Raw genomic sequence first — 23423 nt, 5'->3', positions numbered from 1 at the left:
GTCCGTCCCGCTCCGGGGCGTCGCGGCGGATCGGCGGTAAAGCGCGCGGTGGACCAGGGGGAAACCGGTGGGAAGCCGGCGGGAAACCGTGCGGCGGACCGGCGGGAAAGCGGAGGGAAACCGGCGGGAACGGGGGAAACGCCGTGGTCGGCCGGGGTGCGCGGCCCGACGGAGGAACGGGTTCGTCCGGAAACGAGGATACCGGGAAGGAAGTGGGCGAAGACGTTTGAGCGTGCGTCAACTGTCTTTCCAGTACGACACGTTCACGGATTGCGGCGCACGGCATTGTGGACCCGGGGATGGGTTAACCTCCTTCTGGCATGCTCACGTCCCGATCTCGAATTGGGGGATCCCATGGCAATCGGACGACGACAACTCCTCGCCTCCGTCGCGCTCACCGCCCTCGCCGCACCCGTCCTGACCAAGGCGACGGCGACCCGCGCGGCCGCGGCCGAACCCGGAGCCGCAGCCGTACCCGTACCCGGAGCCGCGGCCACCGGCTCCGGACCGCTGTTCATGCAGATCGTCGCGCACGAGGACGACGACATCCTCTTCATGAACCCGGACCTCTCCAACGCCCTCGCCGACGGCACGCCGTCCGTCACCGTCTTCGTCACCGCGGGGAACGCGACCGGCGACCCCTGCGCCACCGTCTGCTGGGACACCGCCGGCGAACCGCTGCGCACCTGGAACCGGCAGATGGGCGCCGTCAACGCCTACTCCCGGATGACCGGGGTCGGCGACACCGACCCGGCCACCGACGAGGTCGGCCACTGGACGGCCGAGGCCTGGACGGTCGCCGGCAAGCAGGTCGAACGGTACGTCCTCAAGGGCCGGCCGGTGCACCTGATCTTCCTCAACCTGCACGACGCCCGGCTCGGCGGCGTCCTGGCCGGCGGCACCGACACCACCGTCGTCCCGAAGGACAGCCCGCTGTCCGGGCCGTCCACCTACACGGCCGCCGACGTCGTCGAAGTACTGCGCCAGCTGATGGCGACCTACCGGCCGACCGTGCTCCGGGCCCAGGACGAACTCCCGGACCGCCGCTACTCCGGCGACCACTCCGACCACGTCGCCGCCGCGAAGTTCGCCGGCCAGGCCGCCGGCCTCTACGGCGGCAACCTGATCCAGGTGAACTACCGGGACTACAACATCGGCGACGCCCCGGTGAACCTCGACCCGGCGACGGCCGGCGCCAAGGGCGTGTTCTTCTCCGAGTACGCCGGCCATGACCACTCGGACGGGAACTACTCCGCCCTCTGGTTCTCCCGGATGTACTACCGCTGGTCGCGCGGCACCTCCTGGGCCGGGCTCAACCAGGACGGCCGCCCGCAGGTCTTCGTCGTCCGGGCCGGTGCCCTCCACACCTACTGGCGCCAGGCCGACGGCAGCTGGGGCGGCCCGCTCCGGATGGCCGACCCCGGCGGGCGGATCGCCCCCGGCATCGCCGTCGGCACCAACGCCGACGGCCGGCTGGAGGTCTTCGCCCGCCGCCTCACCGACCACCACCTCCTCTCCCTGCCGCAGGCCGTGCCCAACGGCCGCTGGTGGGACAGCTGGGCCGACCACGGCAACCCCAACACCGGGCTCGGCAACGAGGACCAGGTCGGCGTACCCGCCGTCGCCAACTCCCTGGACGGGCGGCTGGAACTCTTCGTCAAGAACGGCGGCGGCGGCCTCAGCGGCATCTGGCAGACCACCCCGGGCGGGGTGTGGACGGGCACCTGGACGGACTTCGGCGGCACCGACCTCCAGGACCCGGTCACCGCGATCCGCAACGGCGCCGGGGCGATCGAGGTGTTCGCCGCCACCCGCACCGCCGTCCTCGGCTGGCACCAGAGCACCCCGAACGGCGCCCTCACCGGCCCCGACCCGATCCCGGACGCCCGCCCGGCCAGCCCGCCCAAGGCCGCCCTCGACCAGGACGGCCGCATCGAACTCGCCTACCGCGAGGTCGGCACCGGCGCGGTGCTGGTCAGCTACCAGACCCGGCCCGGCGGACCGTGGAGCCGGACCCCGGCCCCCCTCGGCGGCCACGGCGGCGTCGGCGAACCGGCCACGGCCACCCTCGCCGGCCGCGTCGTCCTGTTCGAACGCAACGCCGCCGGCGGCGTCAGCACCACCGCCCAGACCGCCCCCGACAACGGCTACGGCCCCTGGCAGGACCTCGGCGGCACCGTCCTCGACCACCCGGCCGCCCTCACCGACGGCACCGGCGTCCTCCACCTCTTCGCCATCGGCACCGACGGCCGGGTGTACCTCCGCACGGCCACCACCCCCACCACCTTCGGCCCCTGGCAGAGCCTGCCGCTCTGACCGCCTCTTCCGGCGGCTGTTCGGGAGCACTCCCGAACAGCCGCTGGAGTGGATGACCGGCGACATCACCCGAGGAAATCGCGACAGGATCAGCGCGTCGATATGTGCCGATCCGCACATTGCCCGACACGCGGCGGCATGCCAGAGTGCCGGGCATGAACCATCCGCTCGCGGCCGAGCCGCGCCCCTCCGTCCTCGCCGCTCCCGCCCCCGCGCACGTCTTCGACTGGCTTGACGAGACGGCCGCGATGCGGGCGGAGGCCGGGCTGACGCGGACGTTGCGCAGTCGGGGGGCGGACGACGCGGTGCTGGACCTCGCGGGGAACGACTACCTGGGGCTGACCAGGCATCCGGTGGTCGCCCGGGCGGCGGCGGACGCGGCGCTGCGGTGGGGCGGGGGCTCGACGGGGTCGCGGCTGGTGACCGGGACGACGGCGCTGCACAGCGAACTGGAGGAGGAGCTGGCCGAGTTCTGCGGGATGGAGGCCGCGCTGGTGTTCTCCTCCGGGTACACGGCCAACCTCGCGGCGCTGACCGCGCTCACCGACCCGGACACCCTGATCGTCTCCGACGCCTACAACCACGCCTCCCTCATCGACGGCTGCCGGCTCTCCCGCGCCGACGTCCACCGGGCCCCGCACAGCGACCCGGCGGCGGTGGCCGAGGTGCTCGCCGGGCGGGCGCGGCGGCGGGCGCTGGTGGTCACCGACTCGGTGTTCTCGGTGGACGGCGACGCGGCCCCGCTGCCCGCGCTGTCGCAGGCCGTCCGCGCGCACGGCGCCGCGCTGCTGGTGGACGACGCGCACGGGCTGGGCGTGCTCGGCCCCGGCGGCACCGGGGCGCTCGCCGCGGCCGGGCTGGCCGGGCAGCCGGACACGGTGGCCACCGCCACCCTGTCCAAGTCGCTCGGCTCGCAGGGCGGCGTCGTCCTCGGCCCGCGCCGGGTGATCCGGCACCTCACCGAGACCGCCCGCACCTTCATCTTCGACACCGGCCTCGCCCCGGCCGCCGCCGGGGCCGCCCTCGCCGCGCTGCGCCTGCTGCGCGCCGAGCCGGCCCGCGCCGAGCGCGCCCGCGAGGTCGCCCGCACCCTGGCCCGGCAGCTCACCGCCGCCGGGCTGCACGCCTGCGAGCCGCAGGCCGCGGTGGTCTCGGTCCGCGCCCCGGGCCCGGAGGCCGCCGTCGCCTGGGCCGCCGACTGCCGCCGCGCGGGCCTCGCCGTCGGCTGCTTCCGCCCGCCGTCCGTCCCGGACGGCATCTCCCGCCTGCGTCTCACCGCCCGGGGCGACCTGACGGACGGGCAGATCGCCGAGGCCGTCCGCATCGTCGCCGAGCTGGCGCCGGTGGGTGCGCGGGGCTGAGGCTCCGGAGCGGACGGAGCGTCCTACTTCTTCTTGGCCCGGCTCGGTTGCACCCGGGTGGGTTCGCCGGCGGCCTTGGGGTGGTCGGGCGGGTAGGGGAGTTCGCCGAGGCCCTCGTCGTGGAGCTGCTTGTCGTACAGCTCCAGCAGGGGCTCCAGGCGGAAGGCCTGGCCGTCCATCCCGGCGTTGAGGTCGCCGAGTTCGGCGAAGCGGGCGGGGAGGGTGCGCAGGTCGAAGTCCTCGGGGGCGGCGTCGTCCAGCTCCTCCCAGTGCAGCGGGGCGGAGGCGGTGGCGCGGGGGCGGGCGCGCAGGGAGTAGGCGGAGGCGATGGTGCGGTCGCGGGCCATCTGGTTGTAGTCGACGAAGATCCGTTCGCCGCGCTCCTCCTTCCACCAGGCGGTGGTGACCTTCCCGGGCATCCGCTGTTCCAGGACCCGGCCGAGGGCGATCACCGCGTGCCGCCCGTCGGTGAAGGTCCACTCGGGCACCAGCGGCACGTACACGTGCAGGCCGCGCCCGCCGGAGGACTTGGGCCAGCCGCGCAGCCCGTACTCCTCCAGCAGGGCGCGCAGTTCGTGGGCGGCGCGGACGGCGTCGTGGAAGTCGGTGCCGGGCTGCGGGTCGAGGTCGATGCGCAGCTCGTCGACGTGGCCGGTGTCGGAGCGCCGCACCGGCCAGGGGTGGAAGGTGAGGCAGCCCAGGTTGGCGGCCCACAGGACGGCGGCCGGCTCGGTGGGGCAGATCTCGTCGGCGGAGCGGCCGCTGGGGAACTCGATCCGGGCGGTGGGCAGCCACTCCGGCAGGCCCTTGGGCGCGCGCTTCTGGTAGAAGAACTCGCCGTCCACCCCGTCGGGGAAGCGCTGCAGGGTGGTCGGCCGGTCGCGCAGTCCGCGCAGCACCCCGTCGGCGACGGCCAGGTAGTACTGCGCGACGTCCAGCTTGGTGAAGCCGCGCTCGGGGTAGTACACCTTGTCCGGGTTCGACAGCCGGACGGTGCGCCCGGCGACTTCCAGTTCCACGGCTGAGCCCATGCCCTTCACGCTAAGGGCCGGGCGCCCGGCGCGCGCCCCGGGGCGAAGCGGGCGAGGATCGTTCGCATGGACCTGCCCGTGATGCCACCGGTGGCGCCGATGCTCGCCAAGTCGGTGGCCGAGATCCCGCCCGGGATGCAGTACGAGGCCAAGTGGGACGGCTTCCGTTCGATCGTGTTCCGCGACGGCGACGAGGTGGAGCTCGGCAGCCGTACCGGCAAGCCGCTGACCAGGTACTTCCCCGAGCTGGTCGAGGCGTTCCGGCGGGAGCTGCCGCCGCGCTGCGTGCTGGACGGCGAGGTGGTGATCGCCCGGGACGGCCGGCTGCGTTTCGAGGAGCTGCTGGAGCGCATCCACCCGGCCGCGAGCCGGGTGAAGCTGCTCGCCGAGCGGACCCCGGCCTCCTTCGTCGCCTTCGACCTGCTCGCCCTCGGGGACGAGAGCCTGGTGGACGAGCCGCTGTCGGTGCGCCGCCCGGCCCTGGAGGCCGCGCTCGCCGACGCCGCCGACCCGGTGTTCACCGCCCCCGCCGCCACCGACCTCGACCTCGCCCGGACCTGGTTCGCCGAGTTCGAGGGCGCCGGGCTGGACGGGGTGGTCGCCAAGCCGCTGGAGCAGCCGTACCGGCCGGGGGAGCGGAGCATGTACAAGATCAAGCACGAGCGCACCGCCGACTGCGTGGTGGCCGGCTACCGCGAGCACAAGAGCGGCCCGGTGGTCGGCTCGCTGCTGCTCGGCATCTTCGACGACGGCGGCAGGCTGCAGCACGTCGGCGTCTGCGCCGCCTTCCCGATGGCCCGCCGCCGCGAACTCGCCGAGGAACTGGCCCCGTTGCGGATGGACGACCTGTCCCGGCACCCGTGGGGCGGCTGGGCGGACGAGGCCGCGCACGCCGAGGGCCGGCTGCCCGGCGCGGTCAGCCGCTGGACCGGCGGCAAGGACCTCTCCTGGATCGCGCTGCGCCCCGAGCGGGTGGTCGAGGTCGCGTACGACCACATGGAGGGCACCCGGTTCCGGCACACCGCGCAGTTCCGCCGCTGGCGCCCGGACCGCACGCCGGAGAGCTGCACCTACGCGCAGCTGGAGGAGCCGGTCTCGTACGACCTCGGCAGGGTGCTGGGGATCTGAGGACCGGGAGGCCGAGGACGTGACAGAGGCCCGACCCGGTGAGCCGGGCCGGGCCTCCCGTACGGTCGGCGCGGGTGGTCAGGAGATGTGCAGCGTGGCGGTGGCGCCCGCGGTGGGCGAGGCCGTCGGGGACGGCGAGGCCGTGGGGGAGGCGGTCGGGGAGGCCGTGGGGGAAACCGAGGGCGAAGCGGTGGGGGAGGCGGTGGGAGACGCGGACGCGGACGCGGAGGCGGAGGCCGAGCCCGAGGCGGGCGGGGTGGGCAGCGTGTAGACGTTGTTCGGCGAGACGATCTGGGTGATCGCCCGCGCCACGAACGTCGAGGGCTCCGAACCGTCGTGCAGGATGTCGGTGTTGAGCATGATGGACAGGCTGGCCTGCGCCTGCGGCAGGTAGAGCACCACGCTCTCGTACCCGGGCAGTGAGCCGTTGTGGCCGATCCACCCGTGGGTGGTGAACACCCCGAAGCCGTAGCCGAGGTCGGGGGTCGGTCCGGTGGCCTTGGTCTTCAGCCGCTCCGCCTGGGTGGCGGGCTTGAGCAGCGGCTCGCCGGTGGCCAGCACCTTCGACCAGGTCCGGAAGTCGGCGATGGTGGAGATGGCGGCGCCGGCCGCCCAGCCCCAGGACGGGTTCCAGGTGGTGGCGTCCTCGACCGCGCCGGTGAGCGTCTGGTTGGTGTAGCCGTGGGCGTGCGGGTCGGGGAAGGCGGCGTCGGTCGGCAGGCTGGTCTTGGTGAGCCCGGCCGGGGTGAACACCTGCTGGTTCAGGAAGTCCTGGAGCGGCTGCCCGCCGACCTTCTCGACGACCAGGCCGAGCACGATCAGGTTGGTGTTGGAGTACTCGAACTGGGCGTCCGGCTGGAAGTTCGCCGGGTGCTTGAACGCGTACGCGAGCAGCTGGTCCGGGGTGAAGGGGCGGCTCGGGTCGTTGAAGAAGGCCTGCTGGAAGTCGGAGTCCAGGGTGTAGTTGAACAGGCCGCTGCGCATGTCGCCGAGCTGGCGCAGGGTGATGCCGTCGCCGCCGGGCACGTTCGGGACGTACTTGGAGACCGGGTCGTCCAGGCCCAGCTTGCCCTGGTCCACCAGCCGCAGGACGGCGGTGGTGGTGAAGGTCTTGGTGACGCTGCCGATCCGCATGTACAGGTCGGGGGTCATCGGGGTCCCGGCGTCCTTGTCGGCGACGCCGAAGGCGCGCTGGTAACTGCCGTCGGGGGTGGCGTAGTCGACGATCACCCCGGGGATGGCAACCTGGCCCATCACCTGCTTGATCGCGTCGTCCAGCTGGGTCGTGACGGCCGTGGTGAGCGGCACCACCCCGCCGGAGGGGCTGCCGCCCGGCGTGGCGGACGGGCTGAGCGCGGCCGGTTCGGCGGTCACCGCCGGACCGGCCTGCCGTGCGGGCTTCGACTCCCCGGAGCAGGCGGAGACGGCGAGCAGGCCGGTCAGCGCGAGGGCGGCGGAGGCCACCCGTACGGCGGAGGCCGCCCGGACGGAGCGGGGGACGCGAACGGAGCGGGGAACGGACGGTCGCGGCCGTCGGGTGTCGGTCATCGGCGCAGGCGCCTCTCTGGGGCGGACGGCCCCGTGGCGAAGGGCCCCGGAGCGCGGCTCGGCCGGGCCGGAGCGCTGCTCCACGGGGCCGTGGGGGAACGTCGTCACCGTAAGCACCCGCTTCGTACCGCCGCGCGCGGGTCGGCGGCCGACTGGACCGAACGGGAGCACCGTCAGCCGAGTGCCCCGCCCGGCTGGCGGCCGGTGGTCGTCCACTCCGAGGGTCGAGTACGGGCCCGGGGCGGGTCGGCCGGCCGGCCGCCGCGCGGGGTCGCGGCGCCCCGCCCCGCCCCGCGCCGAGCCCGCCCCGCGCTCGGCCGGACGGGTGAGCACCGGCACGCCGCGCCCGCCCGCGCACCCGCCGCCGACCACCGCTCGGGCACGATCGTTCAGCCCAGCTGTGGCCGCCCTTAAGAATTCCTCGATGGACCGCACCCCCTCCGACCAGGCAGATTTCTGCCTGCCCGGAGCGCGTCCGCCAGGAGCGGCCGAACCGGGCCTCCTCGGCCTGCCCCCGTACCCGCAGGCCGTCCCACCCGCACGTCAGGAGCCGCCGTGAAGGCACTCGTCAAGCAGCAGGCCGAGCCCGGGCTCTGGCTGATGGACGTCCCCATGCCCGAGATCGGCCCCGGCGAGGTGCTGATCAAGGTGCTGCGGACCGGCATCTGCGGCACCGACCTGCACATCCGCAAGTGGGACGGCTGGGCGCAGCAGACCATCAGGACCCCGCTGGTGCTCGGCCACGAGTTCGTCGGCGAGGTCGCCGAGCTGGGTGCCGGCGTCACGGACATCGCGGTCGGCGACCTGGTCAGCGGCGAGGGCCACCTGGTCTGCGGCAAGTGCCGCAACTGCCAGGCCGGCCGCCGCCACCTGTGCCGCAACACCGTCGGCCTGGGCGTGAACCGGGACGGCGCGTTCGCCGAGTACGTGGCGCTGCCCGCCTCCAACGTGTGGGTGCACCGGGTGCCGGTCGACCTGGACGTGGCCGCGATCTTCGACCCGTTCGGCAACGCCGTGCACACCGCGCTGTCCTTCCCGCTGGTCGGCGAGGACGTGCTGGTCACCGGCGCCGGCCCGATCGGCATCATGGCCGCCGCCGTCGCCAAGCACGCCGGCGCCCGCAACGTGATGATCACCGACGTCTCCCCGTACCGCCTCGACCTGGCCCGCAAGGTCGGTGTGACGCTGGCGCTGGACGTCTCGCAGCACACCATCGAGGAGGGCCAGCAGAAGCTCGGCCTGCGCGAGGGCTTCGACGTCGGCCTGGAGATGTCCGGCCGCCCCGAGGCGATGCAGTCGATGATCGCCAACATGACCCACGGCGGGAAGATCGCCATGCTCGGCCTGCCCGCCGAGCAGTTCCCGGTGGACTGGGCCTCGATCGTCACCTCGATGATCACCATCAAGGGCATCTACGGCCGGGAGATGTTCGAGACCTGGTACGCGATGTCCGTGCTGCTGGAGGGCGGCCTGGACCTCGCTCCGGTGATCACCGGCCGCTACGCCGCCACCGACTTCGAGGCCGCCTTCGACGACGCCGCGAGCGGCAACTGCGGCAAGATCATCCTCGACTGGACCGCCTGAGCCCGGCTCAGCCCCGCCGAAGCTCCCCCGCCGAACCCGCCGAACCGCCCCGCCGAACTGATTGAGGAGACCGCAGTGTTCGACAACGTGCGTGCCGACGTCGCCGCCACCCTGGACGAGATCCGCGAGGCCGGGCTGTTCAAGCCCGAGCGGGTGATCGGCACCCCGCAGAGCGCCGCCGTCACCGTGACCGCCGGCGGCCTGCCCGGCGAGGTGCTGAACTTCTGCGCCAACAACTACCTCGGCCTGGCCGACCACCCCGAGGTGCTCTCCGCCGCCAAGGACGCCCTGGACCGCTGGGGCTACGGGATGGCCTCGGTCCGCTTCATCTGCGGCACCCAGGACGTCCACAAGGAGCTGGAGGACCGCCTCTCGGCGTTCCTCGGCCAGGAGGACACGATCCTCTACTCCTCCTGCTTCGACGCCAACGGCGGTGTCTTCGAGACCCTGCTGGACGACCGGGACGCCGTCATCTCCGACGCGCTGAACCACGCCAGCATCATCGACGGCATCCGGCTCAGCAAGGCCCGCCGCCACCGCTACGCCAACCGCGACCTGGCCGACCTGGAGAAGCAGCTCCAGGACACCCAGGACGCGCGCCGCCGCCTGATCGTCACCGACGGCGTGTTCTCGATGGACGGCTACGTCGCCCCGCTGCGCGAGATCTGCGACCTGGCCGACCGCTACGACGCCATGGTCATGGTGGATGACTCGCACGCCGTCGGCTTCGTCGGCCCGAACGGCCGCGGCACCCCCGAGCTGCACGGCGTGACGGACCGCGTGGACATCATCACCGGCACCCTCGGCAAGGCGCTCGGCGGCGCCTCCGGCGGCTACGTCGCCGCCCGCCGGGAGATCGTCGCCCTGCTGCGCCAGCGCTCCCGCCCGTACCTGTTCTCCAACTCGCTGGCCCCGGTGATCGCGGCCGCCTCGCTCAAGGTGCTCGACCTGGTCGAGAAGTCCACCGAGCTGCGCGAGCGGCTGGCGGCCAACACCGCGCTGTTCCGGGCGAAGATGACCGAGGCCGGGTTCGAGATCCTGCCCGGCGACCACCCGATCGCCCCGGTGATGATCGGCGACGCGGCCAAGGCCGGCCGGCTCGCCGAGCTGCTGCTGGAGCGCGGCGTGTACGTGATCGGCTTCTCCTTCCCGGTGGTGCCGCACGGCCAGGCCCGGATCCGGGTGCAGCTGTCCGCGGCGCACTCCACCGAGGACGTCGAGCGCGCCGTCGCGGCCTTCGTGGACGCGCGCGCCGCCCTGGAGGACTGACCTCCACCCAGGCCGCCCGTGGGCCGGACCGCTCGGAATCGGACCGGCCCACGGGCTCACCAACCGCCGTGCGGCGCAGGCGAATCGATCCGCCCCGTGCCGTACGCCAGAGACCACCTGCCCCACCCTCCCGCTGCGGGGGCGGGACGCCGGCCCAGCCGACGTCCCGCCCCCGTCGCGGTTTTCGGGCGGCGGCCGGTCAGTCGTCCCAGCCCTCGCCCTGACCGTCACCCTGGTCGTCGCCCTGGCCGTCGTCGTCCTGGGCGGCGTCGAGGCCCTGGTGGCGGCCCGCGGGCTTGGCGAACACCTGGGTGTTCTCCTCCGCCGCCGGGCCGTCGGCGCCGGCGACCAGGTTGCCGCTGGTCGAGTCGAACAGCACGGTCCGGCCCGAGGCGGCCACGACCGGGTCCCGCGACGAGCCGTTGCCGAACGAGCCGTCCGGCGCGGTGGAGACCCGCTCGGTGCGGCCGGTGCGCAGGTCCTGGCGGTAGACGTCCCAGCCGGGGTGCTGCGGGCCCGGCACCAGGTTGTCGGCGGCGGACTCGAAGTAGATCCAGCGGTTGTCGGCGGTGATCGAGCCGTGGTCGGAGGAGCCGACCGAGCTGGTGCCCGGCAGGCCGCCGCTGACCTTCGTCACGGTGCCCTTCTTGAGGTCCCGGACGTAGAGCACGGTGTGGGAGCGGTGGCCGCCGGTCGAGCCGCCGGGCTCGGCCAGGGTGTAGACCGCGTGCCGTCCGTCGGGGCTGATCGTCGCCTCGAAGCTGGCGCTGCCGATCTGGCCGTCGAGGCCCGCGCTCACCGCCGTGATCTTCCCGGACCGTACGTCGTAGGTGTAGTAGGGAGCGGCGTTCGGACGGGCCAGGGTCGGCTGCGCCGCGTTCTGCGGGACGTTCTGGCGCGCGGCCTCGGCGGCGCTCGGGGTGAGGTCCACGTCGGCGGGAGCGGCGGCCGAGGCGGTGGTCGCGGCGGCGAGTCCGGGCGCCTGCTCGTCCGGCAGCAGGTTGGAGATGGAGCCGAAGCCGATGGTGCGGCCGTCCGCGCTGATCGTCGGCCGGAAGGAGGTGCTCTCGCCCGGCTTGCCGTGCACGTCGCGGGTGACCAGCCGGGTGGTGTGGGTCCAGCGGTCGGTGAGGTAGACGTTGATCTTCCAGGTGTAGGGCCTGGCGAGCGAGGGGGCGGTGCCGGAGTCGGGCTCCGGCTCCTCCACGACGGTCGGGTCCAGGTCCTTCCGGGAGGACACGAAGACCACGTACCGGCCGTTGCCGCTGACCTGCGCGTTGTACGAGCCGTGGTACTGGTCGGCGTCGGTGTTGGTGGGGCTGTCGCTGACCAGCTCGGTGCGGCCGGTCCTGCGGTCCCTGATGTACACCTCGGTGCGGTTCTTGACCTGCGCGCCGGGCGCCACGTTCTCGTCCTCGCTGTCGAAGACGACGTAGCGGCCGTCGGCGCTGATCCCGGCCTGGTCGGTCGAGCCGCTCAGCGCTCCGCCCGCGTCGGACAGGTTGACCTGTTCGAGGCGGCCGGTGCGCAGGTCCTTCACATAGGCGTTGCTCCAGCCCACCGGGGGGTTGGGCAGCAGGTTCGTGGCCCGGGAGGTGAACAGGGCGTAGCGGCCGTTGGCGCTGATGCCCTGGGTGGTCGACAGGTTGTCGGGCGCCGCGCCGTTCGGCCCGACGCTGACCTGGGTGGTGCCGCGCGGCAGTGGGGCGGCCTGGGCCGGGGCGGCGGTGACGGCGAGCACGGCGGCCGCGGCCAGGATGCCGCCGCCACCGGCCAGCCACCGGTTGCGGGTCGTCCGGGTGGTACGGGACATGAGGTCTTCCCCCCTCTGATCACCCGGCCGGGCTCCCTCCCGACGGCGGGCTTTCGCAGAGCCAACCGTCGGGAGGGCAGGGGGGTCAACGTCCTCGGGTGATCTCGGCTGAAAATACGTCAACAGACGTATGCCGCAAGGGAATCAGGCCATCAGGGGCGGCGCAGGAAGACGTCCGCGGCGCCGTTGGTGTCGCCCGGCACCAGGTTGCCGTCACCGGCGGTGAAGAGCACCGTGTCGCCGGCGAAGTCGACGAACGGGGCCGTGGAGCCGGTGCTGCTCTGCCCGCCGTCCCGGGTGAGGCTGACCCGTTCGATCGCCCCGGTCCTCAGGTCGCGGCGGAAGATGTCGCTGACGCCGTTGGTGTCGCCGGGGACGAGGTTGTCGGCGCTGGAGTCGAAGTAGACCCAGCGGCCGTCGAAGGTCATGGCGGGGTAGTGGGCGCCCTCGGTGGTCGTGGTGCCGGGCAGGAAGGCGTTGAGCCAGGTCAGCTTGCCGGTGGCCAGCTCCCGGGCGTACAGGTCCATCCGGTAGCGGTAGGAACCGGGCCGGCCGATGTGGACCGGCAGGCCGAAGAGGGCGTAGCGGCCGTCCGGGCTGAGCCGGGGGCCGATGCTGGTGCCGCGCAGGTAGCCCTGGTCGTCCACGCTGGCGCCGGAGACCTTGCCGGTGTCGGCCTTCCAGACGAAGTAGGGGTAGAAGCGGGGCTTGGCCAGTCCGGGCGCACCGGCGTCGGTGCCGTCGGTGCCGGCGCCCGGTTCGGTGGCGGCCGGGTCCTGCGGGAGCAGGTTGCCGGCCCGGGAGCTGAAGCCGACGGTGGAGCCGTCCGCGCTGATCGTCACACCGTAGGAGGAGTTGTTGGGGGCCTCACCGTCCGCGCCGGTGGTGACCACCCGGGTGGTGCCGGTCCAGCGGTCGGTGACGAGGACGCTGAAGTAGCGCGGATTCGAGCCCGGGGCGAGGTCGGTGCGGTTGGAGGTGTAGGCGATGTAGCGGCCGTCCCGGCTCAGCGAGGGCTCGGCGGAGAACGCGCCGTCGGGGGAGCCGCCCGGGCCGACCGGCTCGGTGTGCCCGGTCCAGCGGTCGCGGACGAAGACGTCGCTGCTGCGCACCACCTGGCCCGGCACCACGTTGGTGGCGCTGGTGCTGAAGGCCACGTACCGGCCGTCGGCGCTGATCGAGGCCTCGCTGGTGGGTGCGTTCAGCCGGGAGCCGTCGTCGGCGACGCTGACCTTCTCGACGTGCCCGTTGCGCAGGTCGCGGACGTAGACCTCGTCGGAGTTCGGGGTGCCGGGTTCCGGCAGCAGGTTGGTCGCGGTCGAGGTGAAGAGCGCGGAGCGGCCGTCCTCGCTCAGTCCGAGCGCGACGGAGTCCCCGTTGAGCTGCTCGCCCTTGGCGGTCTCGCTGATCCGGGCGGTGTCGCCCTTGGGCGGCTTGGCCTCGGCGGCGGGCAGCGCCGCGCCGGCGGCCACGGCGGTGGCGGCCAGCACGGCGGCGGCGCGGGCGAGCCGGCGTCGGGCGGGTGTGTGCGTCATGGATCGTCCTCCCCTGGTGGCGGTCCCGGGCCCACGACCCCCGCGGCCCGGTTTGAGGAGAGCCAAGCGTCGTACGGATCATCGGTCAACGACCGGCGGCGATCTCGGGCGGAAATACGCCACCGGTCGTATGCCATAAGGGAGATGAGTGGCGGTCGGGCCGTCACAGGCGACGGAGGAAGGCGTCCGTGACGGCGTTGGTGTCCCCCGGGACCAGGTCGCCGTCGTCGGCGGTGAAGAGCACCGCGTCTCCGGTGGCGTCCACGGACGGACTGTAGGAGGGGGAGGTGCTCGGCGCGCCGTCCCGGGTGAGGCTGACCCGTTCGATCCGGCCGGTCCACAGGTCGCGGCGGTAGACGCTGCTCTGGTTCCTGACGTCGTCGGGGAGCAGGTTGCCGGCGGAGGAGTCGAAGTAGACCCAGCGGTCGTCGGCCGTCATGACGGCGCCGGAGGAGGACCCGTTCGCCGTGGTGCCCGGCAGGCCGGCGCTGACCTCGGTGACCTTGCCGGTGGCCAGGTCGTGGACGTACACGTCCAGCCGGACGCCGCCGTGGCCGGGCAGGCCGGTGCCGTAGACGGCGAGGCTGTAGACGGCGTAGCGGCCGTCGGGGCTGATCCGGCCGTCGCTGCTGCCGCTCAGCTGCCCGGTGCCGTCCACGCTGCCGGCGACGATCGTGCCGGTGGCGGCCTTCCAGACGTAGGAGGGGTGGTGCATGGGCCCGCCGGTCACTCCCGGCGACCCGGCGTCGGAGCCGTTCTCGTCGGAACCGGGGCCGGCGGGGGTGGCCGGAGCCTCCGGGAGCAGGTTGCCGGCCCGGGAGGTGAAGGCGACGGCGGAGCCGTCCGCGCTGATCATCGGATCGAGGGAGTAGTTGCTGGCGGGCTCGCCGTCCGCGCCGACGGTGACCAGGCGGCTGGTGCGGGTCCAGCGGTCGGTGACGTAGATGTTGTTCCTGCCGCGCCGCACGGGGCCCGGGGCGAGGTCGGAGCGGTTGGAGACGTAGGCGACGTAGCGGCCGTCCCGGCTGATGCTGGGGCTGGTGGATCCGAAGCCGCTCTGGTCCTCGGTGCCCGGCAGGGCGGCGGCGGTGACCAGTTCGGTGTGCCCGGTCCAGCGGTCGCGGACGAAGACGTCGCTGGGGTGGGCCGGCTGGCCGGGCACCACGTTGGTGGCGGTGGTGCTGAAGGCCACGTACCGGCTGTCGGCGCTGATCGAGGCGTCGGTGGTGGGGGCGTTCAGCGGGGAGCCGTCGTCGGCGACGCTGACCTTCTCGACGTGCCCGTTGCGCAGGTTGCGGACGTAGACCTCGTCGGAGTTCGGGGTGCCTGTTCCGGGCAGCAGGTTGGTGGCGGCGGAGGTGAACAGGGCGGAGCGGCCGTCCTCGCTCAGCCCGAGCGCCCTGGAGGGGCCGTCGAGCTGCTCGCCCTTGGCGGTCTCGCTGATCCGGGCGGTGTCGCCCTTGGGCGGCTTGGCCTCGGCGGCGGGCAGCGCGGCGCCGGCGGCCAGGGCGGTGGCGGCCAGGACGGCGGCGGTCCGGGCCGGCCACCTGCGGGTGCGTGCGGTGGGCATGAGGTCTTCCTCCCCTGGGATCGCCCGGCCGGGCTCCCTCCCGGCGGCGGGCTTTCGCAGAGCCAACCGTCGGGAGGGCCGGTGGTCAACGGCCGGGGGTGGTCCCGCCGCGAAATACGCCAACAGGCGTATCCGGCACGGGAGTCAGGGCGTCACCGAGGGAGTCGGGGCGTCACAGGCGGCGCCGGAAGACGTCTGTGAGGTCGCTGTCGACGACGGGCGCCAGGTTGCCGTCCTGGGCGCTGAACAGCAGCGTCGTGTCGTCGGCGTCGACCTGCGGGAAGGCGGCGGAGGTGGTGCTCTGGGAGCCGTCGTGGGCGAGGGAGACCCGCTCGGTGTGCCCGCTGCGCAGGTCGGTGCGGAAGACGTCGGCCTGCTCGTTGGTGTCGCCGGGCACCAGGTCGGCGACGTCGGAGACGAAATACACCCAGCGGTCGTTCATCGGCATCACCGGGTCGTAGGAGGAGTCGCGCGGGGTGGTGCCGGACAGTGGCTTGTTGACCTTGGTGGTCGTGCCGGTGGCCAGCTCGCGGACGTACACGTCCTGGTGGCGGCCGTGCGAGCCGGGGCGGCCGCCCTCCTCGAAGACGGTGTAGGCCGCGTAGCGGCCGGAGGGGCTGATCCGCCCGTCGTTGCCGCTGTTGACGAACTCGCCGGCCTCGTTGTAGCTGGCGCCGGTGATCTTCCCGGTGCGGGCGTCCCAGACGTAGTACGGGTAGGCGCGGATGGCGGCCAGTTCGGCGCGGGCGGAGGCGGTCCGCGGGGCCCGCGCGGCCTCGGCGAGGTCCGTGCCGTCGGCGGGGTCCGCGGCGGCCGCGGCGGCCGCGGCGGAAGCGGCGGCGAGCGCGGGCGGGGTCTGCTCGGCCGGGAGCAGGTTGCCGGCCCGCGAGGTGAAGCCGATGACGGTGCCGTTCGCGCTGATCGTCGGGCGGAAGGAGTTGTTGTCGGCCGGGGTGCCGTCCGCGCCGGTGCTGACCACCCGGGTGGTGTGGGTCCAGCGGTCGGCGAGGAAGACGTTGAACTTGCCGCGGCGCACGCCGGGGGCGAGGTCGGTGCGGTCGGAGGAGTAGACCACGTAGCGGCCGTCGGCGCTGATGGCGGCGTTGAAGGCGTTGCGGATGCTCTGGTCGTCGCCCGCGCCGGAGACGCCGTCGCCCGCGGAGAGCAGCTCGGTGCGGCCGGTCCAGCGGTCCCGGACGAAGACGTCCGAGGGGTGCTTCGGCTGCCCGGGCACCGCGTTGGAGGCGTAGCTGCTGAACACCACGTACCGGCCGTTGCCGCTGATCGCCGCGTCGTTGCTGCCGTTGTCCAGGGCGGAGCCGTCGTCGGCGACGCTGACCCGCTCGGTGTGGCCGTTGCGCAGGTCCCGCACGTAGACGTCGCCGAGGACCCCGGCGCCGCCCGGCAGCAGGTTGGTCGCCGCCGAGGAGAACAGGGCGTAGCGGCCGTCGCCGCTCAGCCCGAGCGCGAGGGAGGTGCCGTTCAGCGGCTCGCCCTTGGCGCCCTCGCTGACCCGGGCGGTGTCGCCCTTGGGCGGGCGGGCCTCGGCGGCGGGCGTCGCGGCGCCGGCCACGGCCACGGCCACCAGGACGGCGGCGGTACGGGCCAGTCGGCGGCGGGTGCGTGCGGTGGTCATGGATCATCCTCCCCTGATGACGGTGCCGGGCCGTCGACACCCCCGTGGCCCGGTTGGGGAAGAGCCAAGCGCCGTGCGGGTGTCCGGTCAACGGACAGGAGCGATCTCGTCCGGAAATACCTCACCGGTCGTATCTCCGGCCGAAATCTCCCACGCCGGTACAACCGTCCCGCCGTACGGGGCGGGTGGCCGACGAACGGGAGCCGTCCCGACCGGCCCGCGCGGCCGTCGGCGGACCCGGTGGAACCGTGCTCCGGTCGGGTGCGCCGTGCCGCGCTGGCAGAATTGGTCCGTGATCGACGCACGACGGCTGCGGACCCTGCGGGCCGTGGCGGACCACCGCACCGTGACCGCCGCGGCGGCCGCCCTCTACCTGACCCCCTCCGCGGTCTCCCAGCAGCTGGCCGCCCTGGAGCAGGAGACCGGCCACCACCTGCTCGCCCGGGAGGGCCGGGGCGTGCGGCTGACCGCCGCCGGGGAGATCCTGCTCGGCCACGCCGACGTGGTGCTCGCCCAACTGGAGCGCGCCGAGGCCGACCTCGCCGCGTACAGCGCGGGCGTCTCCGGGGAGGTGACGGTCGCCTCCTTCGCGACCGCCATCGCCTCCGTGCTCGCCCCGGCCGTCGGCCTGCTCACCGGGCGCGCGCCCGGGGTGCGGCTCAAGGTGCTGGACGCCGAGGGCGACGCCAGCCTGCCGATGGTGCTGGACGGCCGGGCCGACCTCGCGGTGGCCGTCGAGTACCGGGGCGCCCCGCGCGCCGACGACGCCCGGCTGACCAGGGTGCCGCTGTACGCCGAGCCCTTCGAGGCCGTCCTGCCGCTCGGCCACCGGCTGGCCGCCGAGTCCGGCCCGCTGGCCGTCGCCTCGCTGGCCGACGAGCCGTGGATCGGGCCGTACCCGGGCAACCCCTGCCACGACGTGGTGCTGCTGGCCTGCGAGCACGCCGGGTTCCAGCCCCGGCTGCTGCACTCCTCGGACGACTTCCGGGCCGTGGTCGCGCTGGCCTCGGCCGGCCTCGGGGTGGCGCTGGTGCCGCGCTCGGCGCTGCGCGGCGTCGACCTCGGCGAGGTCGCGGTGCGCCCGGTGGACAGCGAGCTCGCCACCCGCCGGGTCTTCGCCGCCGTCCGGGCCGGCGCCGACGGGCACCCGCTGGTCCGGCCGGTGCTGGACTCCCTCGCCGAGGCGGCCGCCGCGGGCGCGTGAGTCGGGCGTCTCAGTCGCGGTCCGGCGTCATCGGGCCTTCACCGGGCCGCCGTCGGGGCGGACCCCGGCGAACTCGTCCAGGACGGCCACCCGCAGTTCGTGGGCGCCGTCCGCGCGGGTCCGCTCGTAGTAGAGGTACCAGCGGCCGCGGGCCGAGACGAGGTCGGCGTACCGGACGTCCAGCCAGGGGCCGTCCGGGGTGAGGCGGTGCCAGGCGCGCAGGTCGGCGGAGGCGGCCAGGCCGCAGCGCTCCTCGTAGTTGCCGGCGGCGTCCGCCGAGCCGTCGTAGAGCGCGAGCCAGCCGCCCCGGCCGTCGGGGAGGACGGTGGTGATCCGGGACTCGTAGCCGTCCCAGGCGCCGGCCGGGCCGACGTCCAGGGCCTCGGCGGCGCGGCCGGGCGGGGCGGTGAAGCGCAGCCCGTCCGGGGAGAGCGCGAGGGCGGTGGGCTGGACGGTGAGGCCGGTGGTGTGGATGTCGGCACTCGCGTGGGCGCGGGCCCGCTCCTCGGGGGTGAACGGCCGGGCCCGGGAGACGGTGGCGAACAGGTGGACGCCGGCGTCGGTTTCGAGCAGGTACGGGTCCTTGACGCCCTCGGTGCCGGTGGTCGCGGCGGTCAGGACGGGGGTGCGGGCGCCGGGGTCGAAGGAGTCGGGGGTGTCGGCGCTCAGGGCGTCGATGCGCCAGCGGTTGTCGGCCGGGTCGACGTGGCTGAGGTGGAGCAGGTAGCCGCCGTCGCGGCGCAGCAGGGCGAGGCGCTCCATCGAGGGGGAGCCCAGTTCGTCGCTCCGGACGGACCACAGGTCCCGGAAGGCGATGCCGTCGGTGCTCTCGGCGACGGCGCAGCGCCAGCCGCGGTCGGGCCCGCCCGCCGCGCCGCGCGGGCGGCGCTCGCGGTAGGTGAGCAGGAAGCGGTCGCGGTCCGGCTCGTACCGGACGCCCGGGCAGCCGGCCCAGTAGCCGGGTTCGGGGCGCTCGGGGGCGCGGACCAGGTGGGAGGCGCTCAGGTCGGGCGCGGCGGGCAAGGCGGCGGGGTGCGGCACGGGACCGTCCTTCGAAGGGGTCGGGAGGGGATGAGAAGAGTTTCTATCAGATCGATCAAAAGTCCGAGCGGCTCGCGGTAGGCCGGGCCCGGTCGGCTGGCCTGCGTCTTCCCGCTCCCACCTGCCGGATGTCTGTGAAGCCGATGTTTCGCCCGATGGCGATCGCACGACACCGACCGGCTGGGCCTTGACCGGCCCCCGGAGATCACGGCTAGCTTCTTCTCAGAGTCGATCAAACACCGCCGACCCCGACCCGAGGAAGCCCCGCCCCGATGACCGCCCCCACCACCGACGCGCCCGGCTACGCCGGTCTGGGCCTGTACGTCGGCGACCTCCACAACCACTGCGGCATCAGCTACGGCCACGGGAGCATCGAGGACGCCTACGCCAACGCCCGGCTCCAGCTCGACTTCGCCAGCGTCACCGGCCACGGCTGGTGGCCCGACCTGCCCGAGCGCACCCCCGAGCTGGCGAGCCTGGTCGACTACCACACCGAGGGCTTCGCCCGGCTGGCCCGGCTCTGGGACCACGTCCAGGACGTCACCGCCGCCGCCCACGAGGACGGCCGCTTCGTCACCTTCCAGTCCTTCGAGTGGCACAGCCTCGCGTACGGCGACCACTGCGTGTACTTCGACGGCCCGCGCGGCGAGATCATCCGGGCGGCGGACCTGGAGCAACTGCGCGCCCGGCTGCGGGAGCTCGCCGCCCAGGGCGTACGGACCTGGGCCCTGCCGCACCACATCGGCTACGGGCCGGCCCGCCGCGGCATCGACTGGGCCTCCTACACCGAGGAGTTCGCCCCGGTGGTGGAGATGGTGTCGATGCACGGCTGCGCCGAGTCCGACGAGGCGCCGCGCGGCTACCTGCACACCATGGGCCCGCGCGCCGCCGCCGGGACGGCCGTCCACGGCCTGCGGCTGGGCCACCGCTTCGGGCTGATCGGCTCCACCGACCACCACAGCGCCTTCCCCGGCAGCCACGGGCACGGCCGGGTCGCGGTCTGGGCCCCGGAGCTGACCCGCGACGGGATCTGGACCGCCGTCCAGCAGCGCCGAACCTACGCGATCACCGGCGACCGCATCCTGCTCGCCACCTCCGTCAACGGCGCCCCGATGGGCGCCGAGGCCCCCTCCGCCGACCGGCGCCGGATCCAGGTCACCGTCCAGGGCCGGGACGCGCTCGACCACGTCGAACTGCTGCGCAACGGCGTCCCCGTCCACCGGGTCAGCCGCCCCGAACTGCTCGCCCGCGCCGCCGCCGAGGACACCTTCACCGGCACCCTGGGCTTCGCCGTCGGCTGGGGCCGGCGCGGCGAACCGGTGCACTGGGACGTGGAGTTGCGGATCGAGGGCGGGCGGCTGCTGGACGTCCAGCCCCGGCTGCGCGGCCCGGAGACGGTCGCACCGGCCGAGGCCGAGCCGGACACCTACCGGCCGTCCCACTGGGAGCGCACCGGGCCGGGCGGGGTCCGGCTGCGGACCGTCACCGACGGCAACCCCAACACCGCCACCGACAGCACCCAGGGCTTCTCGCTGCGGATCGAGGGCGACGCGCGGACCAGGCTGGTCGCCGTCGTGAACGGCGTCGAGACCGCCCACGCCGTCGGCGAGCTGCTGGCGGGCGCGCGGACCGGCTTCACCGGCGGGTTCGTCTCCGGCGCCTACCGCTTCGACCGGGCCGTGCCCGACCGGGAGACCACCGCAGACTTCGAGCTGACCGACGAACGCCCCGGCGGCGACGGGGACTTCTACCACGTGAGGGTACGACAGGTGAACGACCAGTGGGCCTGGTCCAGCCCGACCTGGGTGGGACCGGCCGGCTCCTGTCGCTAGGGCCGGTTGATCCCGTCAGCCGGCCCCGACCACCGGTCGCCCGTACCCGAACCCGAGATGGAGAAGAACCCGTGTCCCGACTCCCCGGCCGCCTCGCCGGCGCCGTGCTCACCGCCGCCCTGGCCGTGACCGCCGCCGCTCCCGCCCACGCCGCCGCCCCCGCACCCGCCCCCGCGGCCGTGACCGCCGCCACCGAGGTCTTCGCCGACGACTTCGAATCCGGCACCCTCGCCGCCTGGACCCGCCAGCGCGTCGACGGCAACGGCAGCATCACCGTGGCCCCCGCACCCGCCGGCGGCACCGGCCAGGCCGCCCGCTTCAGCGTCCCGAACGACGGCGCCTCCTACCGCTCCGAGGTCGCCGTCAACTCCCTCGGCTGGGGCAGCTACCGCTTCGCCCTCGCCGACTACCTGCCCGCCGACTGGGTGCGGACGTCCACCGAGACGATCCTCGCCCAGTGGCACGGCTACCCGCTCGCCGACGGCAGCGACACCAAGCCGCCGATCGCGCTGACCGTCAAGGACGGCAGCTGGCGGCTCAAGGTGCACTGGCTGACCGACCCGAGCACCGTCCAGGAGGCGGTGATCCCGCTCGGCGACGTGCAGTTCGGCCACTGGAACCAGTGGGCCTTCGACATCACCTGGTCCACCGACACCACCCCCGGCGCCGTCACCGTCTACCGGGACGGCGCGCAGGTCGGCGCGTACAGCGGCCTCAACAACTACCACCAGAACCAGTCGCCGTACTTCAAGACCGGCATCTACCGGGCCAACTGGAACCCGGCCAAGAACATCCCCTACCCGACCGGCGGCCCCGACGTGGTGGCCTGGAGCGACAGCGTCGTCGTGACCAGGTACTGACACCGCACCCGCCGACCGAGACCCCGAGAACCGAAGAGGTAGCACCACCATGAGCGACGCGGCCCGCCACCACGGCCTGCCCCGAAGAGGCTTCCTCGGCCTGAGCGCCGGAGCGGTCCTGCTGGCGGCGGGCTGCCGCTCCGCCACCGAGGACGCCGCAGGCGGGGCCGCCGCCCCCGCCACCGCCTCCGCGCCGGACCTCCAGATCGTCTACGGCGCCGCCCCCGACCCCACCCAGCTGCTCCACCGCGGCCCGGACACCCCGGTGTTCGTCAACCTGGTGCTGGACCGGCTGGTCGACCTCGACCCGCAGACCCTCCAGCCCGTGCCCTGGCTCGCCACCTCCTGGGAGTGGAGCGCCGACCGCACCAGGCTCGTGCTCAAGCTGCGCGAGGACGTCACCTTCCACGACGGCCGCCCGCTCAGCCCGGACGACGTCGTCTTCTCGCTCACCGGCGCGGCCAAGTCCTCCCAGGTCAAGCCGCTGCTGGAACGGCTCGCCGACATCCGGGCGAGCGCCCCGAACGAGGTCACCCTCACCCTCGCCAAGCCCACCAGCAACCTGTTCGACGCGCTGGCCTTCAACCCCGTGGTGGACGCCCGCACGTACGTCGACGGCAAGGCCGCCGACAGGGTCAACGGCACCGGGCCGTTCACCTGGCAGGCGTTCAAGGGCGGCAACCAGCTCGACCTGGCCCGCTACGACCACTACTGGCAGAGCGGTCGGCCGCACTTCGAGCGGATCACCGTCCGGTCGGTGACCAGCAGCCAGGCCGCGCTGTCCGCCCTCCAGTCGGGGCAGTCCCACCTGATCGGCGCGGTGCCCGGGCGCGACCTCAAGGTGCTCGGCGGGAACCCGGCCTTCACCGTGCAGTCCGCCAGGTCCTCCTACCAGCAGGCCTTCCTCGGCGTGAACGTCACCAGCGGGCCCTTCGGCGACCGCCGGGTGCGCCAGGCCCTCCAGTACGCGGTGGACCGCGACCGCATCGTCGCCCAGGTGTACGGCGGCCACGCCGAGGCGAGCAGCCTGCCCTGGCCCTCCAACACCCCCGGCGTCACCCCCGACCAGGTCACCCGCTACCCGCACGACCCGGAGAAGGCCCGCGGGCTGCTCCGGGAGGCCGGCGCCGAGGGCACCCGGGTGCCGCTCACCGCCGCCAACTCGCCGGTCTTCGCCTCCCTCGTGGAACTGGTCAAGTACGACCTGGAGCAGGCCGGGTTCGGCGTCGACGTCCAGCTGCTGGACAACGCCGCGCTCCAGCCGAAGATCCAACAGGGCACGCTGGACGGGCTGTTCATCGCCAACCACGGCATGGTCAGCGTCTCCCCGCTGAGCGGGATCACCGTCTCCGGCCCGCTCCAGGTCGGCCGGAACACCTCGCACGTCACCGACCCCGCCTACGCCGAATTCCAGTCCCGCGCCTTCGCCGCCGCCGGCGAGCAGGCCCGGGCCGAGGTCAACCACGACCTGTCCGAGTACCTGCTCGCCGAGTCCTTCCACATCACCCTCGCGCACGCCTGGGAGACCTACGCCCTCGCCTCCTCGGTGCGCGGCGTGGCCACCAGCGCGCTCGGCTATCTGCGGCTCGACGACACCCGGCGCACCGCCTGACACACCGCCGGACGTACCGACGGGCGCCGTCGCCGCGCCGCATCGTCGGACGCACCGCCTGACGGCCGTCCCAGGGCGACCCC

Annotated in this window: 16 protein-coding genes; 9 read left to right on the top strand and 7 right to left on the bottom strand. The window is 73.9% G+C overall.

Annotation, left to right across the window (positions count from 1 at the left end):
- The first annotated feature begins 354 nt into the window (after window positions 1–354).
- Together ACFVU7_RS17445 and ACFVU7_RS17440 are read left to right on the top strand one after the other, a co-directional pair.
- A complete protein-coding gene (locus ACFVU7_RS17445) occupies window positions 355–2316 on the top strand; it encodes a PIG-L family deacetylase (RefSeq protein WP_388045805.1) in 1962 nt (653 codons plus the stop codon).
- 155 nt (window positions 2317–2471) lie between these two features.
- Entirely contained in the window at window positions 2472–3677 is a 1206-nt protein-coding gene (locus tag ACFVU7_RS17440; protein WP_388045803.1) for an 8-amino-7-oxononanoate synthase, read from the top strand.
- 23 nt (window positions 3678–3700) lie between these two features.
- Here ACFVU7_RS17440 and ligD read toward each other — a convergent pair whose 3' ends face one another.
- Window positions 3701–4708 carry a non-homologous end-joining DNA ligase gene (gene ligD / locus ACFVU7_RS17435; RefSeq protein ID WP_380781002.1) on the bottom strand — a complete coding sequence of 336 codons (1008 nt, stop codon included), beginning with the start codon at window positions 4706–4708 and terminating at the stop codon, window positions 3701–3703.
- A gap of 66 nt (window positions 4709–4774) precedes the next feature.
- Between ligD and ACFVU7_RS17430 the strand changes: the two genes are divergently transcribed.
- Window positions 4775–5836 carry an ATP-dependent DNA ligase gene (locus tag ACFVU7_RS17430; protein ID WP_388045801.1) on the top strand — a complete coding sequence of 354 codons (1062 nt, stop codon included), beginning with the start codon at window positions 4775–4777 and terminating at the stop codon, window positions 5834–5836.
- Window positions 5837–5914: 78 nt separating this feature from the next.
- Here ACFVU7_RS17430 and ACFVU7_RS17425 read toward each other — a convergent pair whose 3' ends face one another.
- Window positions 5915–7384, bottom strand: a complete 1470-nt coding sequence (locus ACFVU7_RS17425; protein WP_388045799.1) for a serine hydrolase domain-containing protein — start codon at window positions 7382–7384, stop codon at window positions 5915–5917.
- A 555-nt stretch (window positions 7385–7939) separates the two neighbouring features.
- Between ACFVU7_RS17425 and tdh the strand changes: the two genes are divergently transcribed.
- Together tdh and ACFVU7_RS17415 are read left to right on the top strand one after the other, a co-directional pair.
- Entirely contained in the window at window positions 7940–8968 is a 1029-nt protein-coding gene (gene tdh / locus ACFVU7_RS17420) for an L-threonine 3-dehydrogenase (RefSeq protein WP_049651233.1), read from the top strand.
- Window positions 8969–9043: 75 nt separating this feature from the next.
- Window positions 9044–10237: a glycine C-acetyltransferase gene (locus ACFVU7_RS17415; RefSeq protein WP_049651232.1), complete on the top strand. Its 1194-nt coding sequence runs from the start codon at window positions 9044–9046 to the stop codon at window positions 10235–10237.
- Between the two features lie 199 nt (window positions 10238–10436).
- Here ACFVU7_RS17415 and ACFVU7_RS17410 read toward each other — a convergent pair whose 3' ends face one another.
- The 4 genes from ACFVU7_RS17410 to ACFVU7_RS17395 form a co-directional block, all read right to left on the bottom strand.
- Window positions 10437–12050, bottom strand: coding sequence for a TolB family protein (locus tag ACFVU7_RS17410; RefSeq protein ID WP_387823904.1), 1614 nt, complete (start codon window positions 12048–12050; stop codon window positions 10437–10439).
- Window positions 12051–12202: 152 nt separating this feature from the next.
- Complete coding sequence (locus ACFVU7_RS17405; RefSeq protein ID WP_049651230.1) at window positions 12203–13585, bottom strand: PD40 domain-containing protein; 1383 nt, start codon at window positions 13583–13585, stop codon at window positions 12203–12205.
- A gap of 163 nt (window positions 13586–13748) precedes the next feature.
- Window positions 13749–15155, bottom strand: coding sequence for a hypothetical protein (locus ACFVU7_RS17400; protein ID WP_388045797.1), 1407 nt, complete (start codon window positions 15153–15155; stop codon window positions 13749–13751).
- Between the two features lie 172 nt (window positions 15156–15327).
- Window positions 15328–16791 carry a hypothetical protein gene (locus ACFVU7_RS17395; RefSeq protein WP_388045796.1) on the bottom strand — a complete coding sequence of 488 codons (1464 nt, stop codon included), beginning with the start codon at window positions 16789–16791 and terminating at the stop codon, window positions 15328–15330.
- A gap of 292 nt (window positions 16792–17083) precedes the next feature.
- Between ACFVU7_RS17395 and ACFVU7_RS17390 the strand changes: the two genes are divergently transcribed.
- Window positions 17084–17995, top strand: coding sequence for a LysR family transcriptional regulator (locus tag ACFVU7_RS17390; RefSeq protein ID WP_388045794.1), 912 nt, complete (start codon window positions 17084–17086; stop codon window positions 17993–17995).
- Between the two features lie 27 nt (window positions 17996–18022).
- On the opposite strand, the gene ACFVU7_RS17385 is transcribed toward ACFVU7_RS17390, so the two are convergent.
- Window positions 18023–19036, bottom strand: coding sequence for a hypothetical protein (locus tag ACFVU7_RS17385; RefSeq protein WP_388045792.1), 1014 nt, complete (start codon window positions 19034–19036; stop codon window positions 18023–18025).
- A gap of 272 nt (window positions 19037–19308) precedes the next feature.
- Here ACFVU7_RS17385 and ACFVU7_RS17380 point away from each other — a divergent pair, with 272 nt between their 5' ends.
- The 3 genes from ACFVU7_RS17380 (at window position 19309) to ACFVU7_RS17370 (ending at window position 23340) form a co-directional block, all read left to right on the top strand.
- Window positions 19309–20868, top strand: a complete 1560-nt coding sequence (locus ACFVU7_RS17380; RefSeq protein ID WP_388045791.1) for a DUF3604 domain-containing protein — start codon at window positions 19309–19311, stop codon at window positions 20866–20868.
- Window positions 20869–20939: 71 nt separating this feature from the next.
- A complete protein-coding gene (locus tag ACFVU7_RS17375) occupies window positions 20940–21728 on the top strand; it encodes a polysaccharide lyase (RefSeq protein WP_388045789.1) in 789 nt (262 codons plus the stop codon).
- Window positions 21729–21777: 49 nt separating this feature from the next.
- Window positions 21778–23340 carry an ABC transporter substrate-binding protein gene (locus tag ACFVU7_RS17370; protein WP_388045787.1) on the top strand — a complete coding sequence of 521 codons (1563 nt, stop codon included), beginning with the start codon at window positions 21778–21780 and terminating at the stop codon, window positions 23338–23340.
- The last annotated feature ends 83 nt before the right edge of the window (window positions 23341–23423 follow it).

The sequence above is a fragment of the Kitasatospora sp. NPDC058046 genome (assembly GCF_042885595.1).
Lineage (GTDB): Bacteria > Actinomycetota > Actinomycetes > Streptomycetales > Streptomycetaceae > Kitasatospora.
The sequence above is the reverse complement of the archived record's forward strand: the minus strand, read 5'-3'. Positions and strand labels throughout refer to the sequence as shown.

Bases quoted from the DNA above. Each gene is read 5' to 3' on its own strand.
- ACFVU7_RS17445 (WP_388045805.1), top strand. From the start codon at position 355: ATGGCAATCGGACGACGACAACTCCTCGCCTCCGTCGCGCTCACCGCC.
- ACFVU7_RS17440 (WP_388045803.1), top strand. From the start codon at position 2,472: ATGAACCATCCGCTCGCGGCCGAGCCGCGCCCCTCCGTCCTCGCCGCT.
- ligD (WP_380781002.1), bottom strand. From the start codon at position 4,708: ATGGGCTCAGCCGTGGAACTGGAAGTCGCCGGGCGCACCGTCCGGCTG.
- ACFVU7_RS17430 (WP_388045801.1), top strand. From the start codon at position 4,775: ATGGACCTGCCCGTGATGCCACCGGTGGCGCCGATGCTCGCCAAGTCG.
- ACFVU7_RS17425 (WP_388045799.1), bottom strand. From the start codon at position 7,384: ATGACCGACACCCGACGGCCGCGACCGTCCGTTCCCCGCTCCGTTCGC.
- ACFVU7_RS17410 (WP_387823904.1), bottom strand. From the start codon at position 12,050: ATGTCCCGTACCACCCGGACGACCCGCAACCGGTGGCTGGCCGGTGGC.
- ACFVU7_RS17405 (WP_049651230.1), bottom strand. From the start codon at position 13,585: ATGACGCACACACCCGCCCGACGCCGGCTCGCCCGCGCCGCCGCCGTG.
- ACFVU7_RS17400 (WP_388045797.1), bottom strand. From the start codon at position 15,155: ATGCCCACCGCACGCACCCGCAGGTGGCCGGCCCGGACCGCCGCCGTC.
- ACFVU7_RS17395 (WP_388045796.1), bottom strand. From the start codon at position 16,791: ATGACCACCGCACGCACCCGCCGCCGACTGGCCCGTACCGCCGCCGTC.
- ACFVU7_RS17380 (WP_388045791.1), top strand. From the start codon at position 19,309: ATGACCGCCCCCACCACCGACGCGCCCGGCTACGCCGGTCTGGGCCTG.
- ACFVU7_RS17370 (WP_388045787.1), top strand. From the start codon at position 21,778: ATGAGCGACGCGGCCCGCCACCACGGCCTGCCCCGAAGAGGCTTCCTC.